8 protein-coding genes are annotated in these 12009 nt (G+C 37.7%); 7 read left to right on the forward strand and 1 reads right to left on the reverse strand.

Going from position 1 to position 12009, the window contains the following annotated elements; all coding sequences use genetic code 11:
* Positions 1 to 148: 148 nt before the first annotated feature.
* The 4 genes from ACYTR8_RS02665 (at position 149) to ACYTR8_RS02680 (ending at position 7522) form a co-directional block, all read left to right on the forward strand.
* Positions 149 to 3706 (forward strand): S8 family serine peptidase, encoded by a 3558-nt coding sequence (locus ACYTR8_RS02665; RefSeq protein WP_479641627.1) that lies wholly within the window; start codon positions 149 to 151, stop codon positions 3704 to 3706.
* Between the two features lie 395 nt (positions 3707 to 4101).
* The gene (cls, locus tag ACYTR8_RS02670; RefSeq protein WP_111716468.1) at positions 4102 to 5679 is read left to right on the forward strand and encodes a cardiolipin synthase; all 1578 of its coding nucleotides are present in this window, start codon (positions 4102 to 4104) and stop codon (positions 5677 to 5679) included.
* 287 nt (positions 5680 to 5966) lie between these two features.
* On the forward strand, positions 5967 to 7043 hold the full coding sequence (locus ACYTR8_RS02675) for an aspartate-semialdehyde dehydrogenase (RefSeq protein ID WP_111716466.1): 1077 nt from the start codon (positions 5967 to 5969) through the stop codon (positions 7041 to 7043).
* 140 nt (positions 7044 to 7183) lie between these two features.
* Positions 7184 to 7522: an ATP cone domain-containing protein gene (locus tag ACYTR8_RS02680; RefSeq protein ID WP_111716463.1), complete on the forward strand. Its 339-nt coding sequence runs from the start codon at positions 7184 to 7186 to the stop codon at positions 7520 to 7522.
* Between the two features lie 60 nt (positions 7523 to 7582).
* On the opposite strand, the gene ACYTR8_RS02685 is transcribed toward ACYTR8_RS02680, so the two are convergent.
* Complete coding sequence (locus tag ACYTR8_RS02685; RefSeq protein ID WP_479641623.1) at positions 7583 to 8848, reverse strand: aminotransferase-like domain-containing protein; 1266 nt, start codon at positions 8846 to 8848, stop codon at positions 7583 to 7585.
* Between the two features lie 89 nt (positions 8849 to 8937).
* Here ACYTR8_RS02685 and ACYTR8_RS02690 point away from each other — a divergent pair, with 89 nt between their 5' ends.
* From ACYTR8_RS02690 to ACYTR8_RS02700, 3 genes are all read left to right on the forward strand, one after another.
* Positions 8938 to 9786 carry a pyridoxamine kinase gene (locus ACYTR8_RS02690; RefSeq protein WP_479641624.1) on the forward strand — a complete coding sequence of 283 codons (849 nt, stop codon included), beginning with the start codon at positions 8938 to 8940 and terminating at the stop codon, positions 9784 to 9786.
* On the forward strand, positions 9783 to 10343 hold the full coding sequence (locus ACYTR8_RS02695; RefSeq protein ID WP_269760047.1) for an ECF transporter S component: 561 nt from the start codon (positions 9783 to 9785) through the stop codon (positions 10341 to 10343). Before ACYTR8_RS02690 ends, ACYTR8_RS02695 begins: the two co-directional genes overlap by 4 nt.
* A gap of 207 nt (positions 10344 to 10550) precedes the next feature.
* A complete protein-coding gene (locus tag ACYTR8_RS02700; protein ID WP_479641625.1) occupies positions 10551 to 11795 on the forward strand; it encodes a staphylokinase domain-containing protein in 1245 nt (414 codons plus the stop codon).
* The last annotated feature ends 214 nt before the right edge of the window (positions 11796 to 12009 follow it).

Raw genomic sequence — 12009 nt, forward strand, 5'->3', positions numbered from 1 at the left:
AACATTCCAGCAGCTAATTAACTGCTTTCAGTGATATCAAAAAAGTTAATGATAAGAAAAATAAATTAATTTTTAGTAAATCTATTGTTAATTTTTTAATAATGTTGTATCATTATATTCACACGTTATTGGAGGTATTGTAGTGACCATGAAAAATCACTCTAAGAAAAAAATAGTATGTCAATTGACGCTTGCAACAACAAGCCTTTTATTATTAAATTATCACTCTGTGTTAGCCGATGAACAAGTTACTGAAGAAACAGTCCTTCAGCCTAACTCAGCAGCAACCCCAGCTGTTGATGAAAAAACTGAAACTTCAACAATAGCTACTAACTCAGAAACTAGTTCTGAAACAGAAGAAAGCGGAGCAGCAGCTGACGAAGCAAAAAAAGAGGCTCCTAAGGCAGACGAAACTATCTCAAAAGAGCAAGAGCCAATCTCAGCTTTTGCTGAAAAAACAGAATCTCTTCCTAGTCAACTGTCTAAAAATGATTTGACGAAAATACAAGAATTGCAATTAAAGACAGATAAGGGAAGTGGTCAGATTATTGCAATTATTGATGATGAATTTGATCCAGAACATGAGGTTTTCAAGCTAGATCATCAGTTACAAGAATATCCTAATCTCTTAACCAAAGAAAAATTCTCCAAGATTAAAGAAGAACAAAAGATTTCTTATGGTCGATGGTATAATGAAAAGGTTATTTTTACTTACGATTACTCTAAAGAAACAGATGAGATTTTTGATCCTAAAGCAAGTAATGTCCATGGGACACATGTTGCAGCGATTGCTACAGGTAATGGAGAAAAAGCAACTGAAAATAGTCTTCGTATGGAAGGAATAGCGGCCAATGCTTCTATTTTGATGATGAAAGTGAAGAGCGGAGGGCAAAAAGATTCCTTTGCTGCTTCTTATGCTAAAGCTATTCAAGATGCGGTTAAACTTGGAGCAACAGTTATCAATATGAGTTTTGGTAAAACAGCTGATTCGCTAAGTGATTTACACCCAGATGTTAAGGCAGCCATTAAGGCAGCTAAAGAAAAAGGTGTTTTACTCGTTGCTGCAAGTGGTAATGAGGGAGCTGTTGGTATGGGAAGTCGTTTGCCATTATCTAGCAACCCTGACTTTGGAACGTTAAATAGCCCAGCTATCTCTGATGATGTGATTAGTGTGGCGGCTGCAAACCCAATGTCTATTATTAGCCAATCGCTTCAAGTCAAAACAACTGAACACTCACAAAAGCTACCAATTTTCCTTTCTGCTCACAAGAGCTTTGATGCAGGAAAAGAGTACACTTTAGTAGATGCAGCTTTGGGAGAAGAAGCTGATTTTAAAGGAATTGATGCCAAAGATAAAGTCGTGATGATCAAACGTGGCGGTCGTCTGAATTTCTCTCAGAAAATCGAAAACGCGATGAAGGCAGGAGCAACAGGAGTTGTTATTTCTAATGACGATGCTCTCCAAGGAAATTTCACTATTGCTAATTATTTTATTCCAAAGGACTGCTCTATTCCAGTAGGGTTTATCAGTCTTAAAGATTCAGCGGTATTGAGAGGAGTCACTAGTTTTACTTTTAATCAAGCCTTTGATGTTTTTGAGAACAATGCTGGGTCTCGTCCTATCAGCCAATCAAGCTGGGGGGTCACAGCTGAAGGCATGATCAAACCAGATGTTGCTGCCCCAGGATTCAATATTCTTTCAGCAACAGAAGGAAAACAATATGGCTACGAAAGTGGAACAAGCATGGCGACGCCACATGTTTCTGGAATTTTATCACTTCTTCAAAAAGCTTATAAAGATAGATTCCCAGATTTAACAGATGCCCAACGTGCACAGTTGATTAAGGCTGTGGTGATGAGTTCTGCAACAGCTCTGTATAGTCCTGAAGAAAAAGCTTACTTTTCACCACGTCATCAAGGTGCTGGTCATATTGATGCTCAAAAGGCTCTAAAAGCCGACTATTACTTAACAGATGCAGCTGGTCAAGCAAAAATTAATCTTGGTAACATCCAAGACAAGTTTGTGGTAACCCTTAATGTAAAACGCCTTACAAAAGATCAAGCGCCTAAAACCCTTTATTTCCAATTGAATTTAGGGACTGATAAAACAAAAGATGGTCACTTCGAATTGCAACCGAAGGCCTTGCAATCATCTGAATGGCAAGCTATTACTATCACGAATGATGTGGAAGAGATTCAAATTGCCGTTGATGCTTCAGCCTACGCTGCAGATTTGTTAAAAGAAATGCCAAACGGCTATTTCCTTGAAGGATTTGTTCGTTTTACAGATAACTTAGATCGTCAAGATGAACTAATGAGTATTCCATTTAGTGGATTTAGAGGCGACTTTGCTAATCTTCCTGCTTTGGATACACCAATTTATGATACCCTCGAAGCAGGTGCTTTCTATCAAAAACTTGAGAAAGATGATGAAACAGGTAAGTACTTGCTTCCTGAAAAAGATAGCAAGGTAACCGCACTGGTTAGTGTCGCTACACCTTACTTCTTAGCTCAAGAAACTAAGGCAGGTGAAATCAACGAACTAGGTGCTGAAGCGGGACGTAATATTATTTTAGGCACAGAGGCTTTAGAAGGTGAAAGGGATGTCATTGCACCAATGGCAGAACGCATCTTCCAAATTTCGCCAAATGGTGATGGGCACAAAGACAGTATTCTTTTCCATGGAATCTTCCTTCGTAATGTTAAGGATATTAAGGCACAAGTACTTGATAAAGATGGTAACCTTGTGTGGGAAAGTTCAACCGTTGCTACACGTAAATACTTCCAAGACTTAGACGAAAGTGCTAAAGTCATGCATCGTTTTGAAAACACTGAATGGAGTGGTCAATCAAGTGATAACGAAACTGTTGCAGATGGGCTATACACTTACCGAGTACTCTATACACCAGTAGCAGAAGGTGCAAAAGCTCAAATTCAAGATTTCAAAGTAGAGGTGAAAACAAGTCTACCTGAACTTCCAACGGAAGCGTCCTATGATGCAGAAACAGGTAAATTCAGGATTGATGTGAGTCAATTAACAGAAGGTGTTCGTTTCCAAATTGGTTATAATACTGAAATTCCAGCTGAAGTTGAAGAGGGTGAAGAACCTTATAATGATCAGGTTGTTCACTATATTCCAATGCAGGCAGATGGAAGCTTTGATATTCCAAAAACAATTGAAAGAGAATTATCAGAAGAACCACTGACAGTTGACTTTAGCAAACTTGTTTTAATTGCAGAAGATCGTTTCGGCAATTACCATGCTGTTTCTCTTGAAAAACTGTTACCTAAAGGTCAATCAGATCAGCCTACAGAAAACGAGAATGTTGAAAAAGAAACGCCAGAAGAGGTTGAAAAAGAGTCTTCTCAACCAATGACAAATGAAGAAGAACAGTCTTCAGAAGCATCTACAGATCCTGAAATGACTGATGAGCAACTCAAAGAATCCATTGATCGTATGATCGATGACGCTAATCTCTTGATGCTTACGGAAACAAAATCGGACCAACCTAACGTATTAGCTCCAAAAGGCTTAGATGAAAAAGAAAATGCTGACACATTCCACTACAATATGGAATCTCAGCCATCTTCAGCAAAAGTACTGCCTAAGACAGCAGAACGTTCAAACCTTTCTCTTTTAGCTGGACTAGGACTTCTATGCTCGACAGTTTTTGTAGCTCTTTTCAAAAAGAAAGAAAAACACTAAATCCTTTTCATAAAACAAATCACTAATAATTTAGCTTAGTATTAGTCATCGACTAATTTAGTTTAATCCTTTAGTGAATTCTGCTGATTTGTTAGTTAAGAGGCTAGATTTCAAAAAAGAAGCAAGACAATCTCTCTGTCTTTTTAGCGAGGAGAAATTGATCTGCTTCTTTTTTATCATCATGCCAGAATCATTTATTTAGAGAGAGTTACAGTTGAAACATAGACTTTTAGAGGAGAAATAGTTAAATACTAGAAAAAAGCTATTGTCACCAATACTATTAGTGAGCTATTTAAGAGAGTAAGGCTATTAATCAAACTAATCAGATTATAAGTGACTCGCTTCCTTCATTACTATGATATAATATGTAAAATGATATTTGTGAAGATGGAGGATTGGTTATCAAAAAGAAAGCAAAAGTAAAATATTTGCTCCATAAAGGGAGACGAGGAGTTTTACGAGGCATTTTTAGTCGAACAACTGTTATTGTTTTATTAATTATCCTTCAGCTAGTTTTCTTATTTCTAACCTATGCTTGGATGGAGCAATACCGTGTTTGGATTACTATTTTAGAAGGTATTTTTGCTATTGCTATCGTCTTGTATCTGGTTAATAGTGAAATGGATGCTATTTCAAGAATGACTTGGTTAATTTTAATTATGATTGCCCCCTTGTTGGGTTCGCTTTTTCTCATCTACACCAAATTAGACTGGGGTTATCGCGGACTCAAACAAAGAATCAGCTATTTAGTGGATCTTTCTGCTCCTTACCTAAGAGATGACGAAGCCATTTTGGAAGTCCTTAAAGATAATACCTCAACCACTTATCACCTGGTGCAGTATTTGGAAAGAAGCCGCGGCAATTTTCCAATCTATAACAACACAAGAACAACTTATTTTCCAACAGGGGAAACGTTTTTCAAACGGTTAAAAGAAGAGTTGCTTTTGGCCCAAAAATATATTTTCTTAGAATTTTTCATTATTGCTGAAGGGCAAATGTGGGGAGAAATTTTAAGCATTTTAGAGAAAAAAGTAAAAGAGGGTGTGGAAGTAAGAGTCTTGTTTGATGGAATGAATGAATTGTCAACCCTATCACCAGACTATGCGGTAAGATTGCAACAACTAGGAATCAAGGCAAAGTCATTTTTACCGATCTCACCATTTATTTCCACCTATTATAATTACCGAGACCACCGAAAAATAGTGGTCATTGATGGAGACGTTTCGTTTACGGGCGGTGTGAATTTAGCTGATGAATACATTAACGAGATTGACCGTTTTGGCCACTGGAAAGATGCTGGATTGATGTTAGAAGGTGAAGCAACCGATAGCTTTTTAATTCTCTTTTTACAGATGTGGTCTATCACTGAAAAAGAGTTGATTATCGATCCCTATCTTTCGAAACATACTCCCTCTCTTCCATCGGATGGCTACGTGATTCCTTATGGAGACTCACCTTTAGATACCGATAAAATTGGAGAGAATATTTATATTGATATTTTGAACCATGCCAAAAATTATGTCTACATCATGACCCCTTACTTGATTTTAGACAGTGAGATGGAACATGCTCTGCGATTTGCTGCAGAACGTGGTGTAGATATTCGTATTATTATGCCTGGTGTTCCTGACAAAGGCGTTCCCTATGCCTTAGCTAAAACATACTACAAAGCTCTAATGACGTCGGGGGTTAAGATTTATGAATACCAGCCAGGATTTGTCCACTCCAAGATTTTTGTATCAGATAATACTAAAGCAGTCGTTGGGACAATTAACCTAGATTATCGCAGTTTATATCATCATTTTGAATGTGCGACCTATTTGTATCGTGTGTCTGCCATCGCAGAAATTGTCAAGGATTTTAAGGAAACACAAGAAAAATCAGTTTTAGTAACACAAGAACAGCTCAAGGCCCGCCCTTGGTATCAAAAATTAGTTGGACTGTTAGTCAGAACCATTGCTCCTCTCTTGTAATTTAGGACATGTTCTGTTAGAATGGTAGTATGCGATGAGTCGATTGTGGTTGAAAAACCACTTTTGCGCAGGGGAGGTCATTAAGGCAGGAAGCCGACTTTGATAATTTGTGTGAACCTTTTTATCACGTTCTTACTTAGTAAGAACGCCCCTAGGATTGAGATATTCTCAATCCTTTTTTTGTGCTTTTCTTTTAAAATAAAATAAGCTATAATAGCTCTATTATAAAATTTTAGAAAATTACAAAAAGAATGTCTGGTAAAGACTTCAACGTAAGAGGTGATTGTATGGTCTATACTGTAGCTATTGTGGGGGCAACAGGAGCTGTTGGCCGCCAAATGATTAAGATGTTAGAAGAATCCGATCTCCCTATTTCAAAACTCAAACTTCTGGCATCGGCACGTTCTGTAGGTAAGACCTTGCCATTCAAGGGGCTAGAAATTCCAATTGAAGAAACAAATGAAACAGCCTTTGATGGGATTGATCTTGCTCTATTTTCAGCAGGTGGTAGCGTCTCAGAGCGATTCGCACCTTATGCGGTTCAGGCAGGTGCAGTAGTTGTTGATAATACCTCCCATTTTCGCCAACATCCAGAAGTCCCTTTGGTCGTTCCAGAAGTCAATGCAGAAGCTCTCGATCATCATAAAGGTATTGTGGCCTGTCCTAATTGTTCAACCATCCAAATGATGATTGCACTTGAACCCATTCGCCAACGGTGGGGGATAGAACGCATCATCGTTTCAACTTATCAAGCTGTTTCAGGAGCTGGTCAGTCCGCTATTGCAGAGACACTTTCTCAATATGAACAAATCCTTCATCAAGGCAAAACTCCAAAGGAAGTAACAGCAGCTATTTTACCTTCAGCTGGAGATAAAAAACATTACCCTATTGCTTTTAACGCTCTGCCTCAAATTGACCTCTTCACAGAAAATGATTACACTTATGAAGAAATGAAGATGACCATGGAAACCAAGAAAATTATGGCAGATCCTACAATCAAAGTCTCTGCCACTTGTGTTCGTATCCCAGTCTTATCCGCTCACTCTGAATCTGTTTATATCGAAACAAAAGTACCAGCCCCAATTGATCACGTCAAAGAGGCTATCCGTCAGTTCCCTGGAGCGGTTCTGCAAGATGATGTGAGCCAGCAACTCTATCCTCAGGCTGTTAATGCCGTAGGGAGCCGTGATACCTTTGTGGGTCGTATTCGTAAAGACCTCGACATTGCTAATGGTCTTCATCTATGGGTGGTTTCGGATAATTTATTAAAAGGTGCTGCTTGGAATGCAGTTCAAATTGCAGAACGTCTGCATGAGAAAGGGTTAATTGTCCCAAGTGATTTAGGTGTTTTCCCTATACATTAAGGTTTTTTCATTTGATGAATAAAACAAAGAAAGTCAAGAAACCTTGTTATATCGCTAGTTTGAGTGCTATGACTTGACAAATCGTGAAAACATTTGCATAATGTAAGTAGAGATGAAAACTAATGAAAAGAGGCGCTCTTATGCAAATTATTAAGCGTGATGGTCAAGTCGCTGAATTTGACCCCGATAAAATTTATCAAGCGATTATCAAAGCAGCAAGAACGGTATATGTTATCGATGATACCTGGCGACAAAATCTCGCTCAAGTTACTAAAAAGGTCATCATTGATTTAGAAGAAGTGCATGCTGAACGCCCTACCATCAACATGATTCAATCCCTCGTTGAAAATCGTTTGATGGATGCAGGTTATATCACCATTGCAGAACATTACATTTCTTATCGCCTACAGCGCGATCTTGAACGGAATGGTTATGGTGATAACATTATTGTCCACTTGCGTTTTGAGCAAACAAAATAAACCCAAATCCCCCAAAGGCTATCCTTTGAGGGATTTTTAGTGTCTTGTTAAAAATAGCTCTTACAAGGAGTTATTGAGAGTGTCAAAAAATAACCTTAACTGATGTAGGGTGTTTTGATGAATAGTCATTATCAGATAACGACTGTTACCATTTATGAGAAAAGAACTCTTTTCAGGGAGCAACGCCTGAGGGAGAGTGGGAGAGTTATCAGTATTGATAATGAGATGGGTCGGAGTCAAACGATACTGCTTCTTCAATAAGTGAGTTGTTAGAACTGTGTCTAAACCATCTTCCCTCTCCTTTAACAAATGCTTGATGTGTTTGAGATTTTTATAAAACATGCCATTTTCCAAATAGAGTGCCAAAGCTTTTTGCATCAACAAATTGGTATCCAAATCAATCATTGATTTTTGAGTCAGAAACTGTGACTTTAAAGTTTGGGGTAAAACAAGTGTAGCTATTCTAAGTGCTGGAAAAACACTCATGGAAAATGACTTGAGGTAAATCACACGCTGATGAGTATCATAATAGTGAAGAGGAGGTTCCTTTGCTTTAACAAAGTCACCTAGGTAATCATCTTCTAAAATATAGACATGGTATTGTTCTGCCAAGCGAACAATAGCCTCTTTCTCTTTGGTCGTGTAAGAAAGCCCTAAAGGATTTGAAAAGCGTGAGATAGTATAAAAAAACTTAATCTCTCCAGACTGAAAAAGGGATTCTAGGACCCCTAAATCCAGCCCATTAAACCCTCGATTAATGGTTTGATAGGGTACTCCTGAATGATTAAGCAGAGATTCCATACGATGATAGGTTGGCTTTTCAATAAGAATGGTCTGCCCAGCGGTTGGGAAAGGCATTTGCGATAATATATAGAGAGCCTGCTGTGTCCCAGAAGTAATAAGAAGTTGCTCCTTGCAGCTATAAATACTATTGTCTGCCAGATAAGGCACCAAAGCATCTCGCAAATCGTCTAGCCCTTCGGCCTTGTGGTAGTAGTGAAAGAGATAAGAATCTCTAGCTTCCAGAGCTTCATTGAGGCAAAGCCGAAAGTCTTCGTAAGCAATGTTATTATAGTCCTCGAGACTTAAATCGACAGCAGTATCTTCTTCAGACACTTTTCCTAGAACATAATAACCACTTTTTGGTACTGCATAAACGAGGTGTCTATATTTTAGTTCTAATAGAGCACGTTGCACAGTGTCTTTGCTGCACCGATAATGGTCACTTAATTGCCGAATGGAAGGGAGTTTATCTCCTTTTTTTAATGCTTGCGTTTGGATAGCTTGGTCCAAATCTGAAATGATGGTTTGGTATTTACTTGTCATAGTTGTCCCCATACAGTTAATCATTAACTCTATTGTACCGAATAACACTTTTCCTTACAATTGTTACTAAGGAAAAGAGGTATGTGAGTATGAAACGTATTATGGTGGCCAACGACTTAGTTGGCATAGGAAAAGTAGGACTATCAGCCAGCATTCCTGTGATGGCAGCCTGTTGCATGGAGCAAGCCTTATTACCAACCTGTCTCTTATCGGGGCATACAGGTGGGGGAAACAAGCCTGTGAAATGGGAAACTTCAGATTTAGTGAAGGCTTTTTTAACAGAGTGGAGAGAAAGAGGTGCTGATTGTCATGCCATAGTTGTAGGTTATCTTAGCCAAACAGGAGACGCTGAGAAGATTTTGGATTTTCTGTCGCAACAACAAGTGCCTCTGATTCTTGATCCTATTATGGCGGATCAGGGAAAACTTTACACTGGCTTCACAAGCCAACATGTAGCTGTGATGACTCAACTGGCAGGCCAAGCGGACTTGTTAATACCTAATGTGAGCGAAGCTTGCCTGTTAACGCAAACTCCCTATTTAGGCACACATTACAGTGAAGTGGATGTGAAACAACTAGTCATAAAATTAGCAGCTCTTGGACCTCGACATATTGTCATTAGCGGAATCTCTTTCCAAGAAGGAGAAATTGGTTTTGCTTACTATCAATCGTCTAAAAATCACTTAAGCTATTATTTTGGAACTCAGTTTCCTCAACAATTTTATGGGACAGGAGATATCGTTTCAGCTATTATAGCGTCTGGTTTTTGTTATGAATTGCCTATGAAAGATGTTCTTAACCTTGCTATTTCCTTTATCGAAAAAGCCTTGCAAACGACTCTTATGCTAAAAGAAGATATCTCTTTTGGAATTGCCTACGAACCGCATTTAGCCTATCTGAGCACATCATTTCAACAATTAATGGAGGAAAACAAATGACATCATCTAAACTAGCTCATCACATTGAGTTGAGTCTCTATGCTAGCCTAATTTTTATAGCTGTCCAATTGCTACGTATTCCAGTGGGCGCTCAATTTGTTCATCTTGGAAATGCCTTGGTGGTGGTTGCTGTTCTTCTATACGATAGTAAAGAAGCAGCTCTGATGGCCAGTCTGGGATTGGGCATTTTCGATATTTTAAACGGTTATGCCCCTGTTGTCTGGATAACCATTTTGGAATCTATGATAATCTGTCTTATCCTACACCTTATTTATGAAAAAGGAATGCAGTCAAGTCAGCACCCAACAGCTATTATAGCATTGGGAGCCATAGCAGGCTTGGCAAAATTGCTCCTTAATATCATCAAATACAGCTTGCTTCATTATGCTGTGGGTCAACTTTCTTTTCCAGCAGCTTTCTTCGTAGCACTTGGAAAGGTTGGAGGTAGTTTTGGGACGACACTCGTCACCATAGTAGCAGTACCTATTCTCTACCCTATACTACAAGGATTGAGAGCTAAATGGCGTCAGAAAAAACCAGATAATGATATTATCTAAAAATAAAAAATAAATTATTTTTTAGATAAAAATATTTTAAACTTTCTCACATTTTAAATTTACAAAGAACTGATAGCGGTATCATAAAAAGCGATTATATTTTCAGATAATTGCTTTTTTAATTGTATTTTACCAAAACTCCAAAATGAGAGTGCTTTATTTTCTAATAATGATAATGTATAACGATGAGGAAAGGGAGGTTTTTTTATGAAAAAACATTTAGGATTATTAGGCGTTACACTATTGAGCGCCACAGTATTTGCACATGCTAAACCGGTACAGGCTATTGCGGGGCCTGGCTTACCAGAGGAACCACAAAAGTACCCTACGTTAATCATTAGCGTCGATGGTATTCTAGAGGGGCAAGACAAAGAATTCTACATTAAATATTTAGACTACGATTTAAAAAGTCCTCGTGTAGAAAAAAAAGAATTACTAGATTTAATTAAAGCTCACTTCGCTTCACATCCAGTCACTCAAAACTATGAAGTAGTAGATTTTGCTCCTAACGCAAGAATTACAAATAAAGACAACGATTTATATATTGCACCTGAAGATGGTAGCGTAGACTTTGGCAACATGTCCATTCAAAATTATATGCTAAATGGACATGTCATTGTTAGACCTAAAGTCGAAGCACCTATTACAAATCCTGCAAAAGGTGTTGCTTTTCTATACAGTTTAAATTTTGTAGATGAAAGTGGTGGGTCAAGAAAAGTGTTTAATGCACCAATTATCGAAGGGACAAAACCATGGGAAGTTGGCACGCAAATTGATTCTAAAGACTTACGTCAACTCGCTGAAAGGGTTTTAAATCAGTACCATGGGGAATATGTTCTTCTAGATCGTGAAAGTGCAAGAGTTCTTCATGATAATAATAGAATGGCTACTCATTTATCTTGGGGTGCAGAGTATGATTATGCTATTAAAGAAAGAAACATTATCAAGAAAGTTAATAGTAAAACTGGTATAGAAGAGGGTGCTTCTGAAAATAACGATATACTTGAAGAGTACTATTTTGTTGTGAAGAAAGACGACTTACAAAATCCTAAAGATAATAATCATATGGTAAGTATTTACTATCGTGATGTTGCAACAGGAGAAATTGTTAACAAGCAAACATATAATACTCCAGATAATGCTGAAAATTATGACTTTAACAGTATTCACTTTGCTTATGATAATCATAAACTATTTAATAATGATGTTTATAACAACAATCAGCATTATGTTGCTACTGGAAAATTTGAAGAAAACAAAGAATCTGACCATCATTATTTCAATATCGATGTTGTGAAGTACACTGAGAATAATGATGATGCTACCAAATACGAATACAAAGATGGGTATAACGAGGAACGAAAGCTTGAGTACAGCTACCTACATAATGACCAATCTATTCCAGCTTCTAATGATAAAAATCAGCCAACTTCACTACCTCTAGAAAAATAACTAACTATGAACTATTCCCGTTGTTGTTTATCCCAATTATGATAAGGGTTTGCTGAACAGTAAAAAGAAAAATCGCCACGATAAAGTAGCGATTTTTCTCTTTTATGAGCCTCAAAAAACGTCAAAGCGTTATAATAGTTAGTGCAAATATCTCTATTAACGAGGTCTCACTATGCACATTATAACACAACTCAATCTCTTTGAAGACCAAGAA

This window comes from Streptococcus sp. F2, assembly GCF_056500955.1.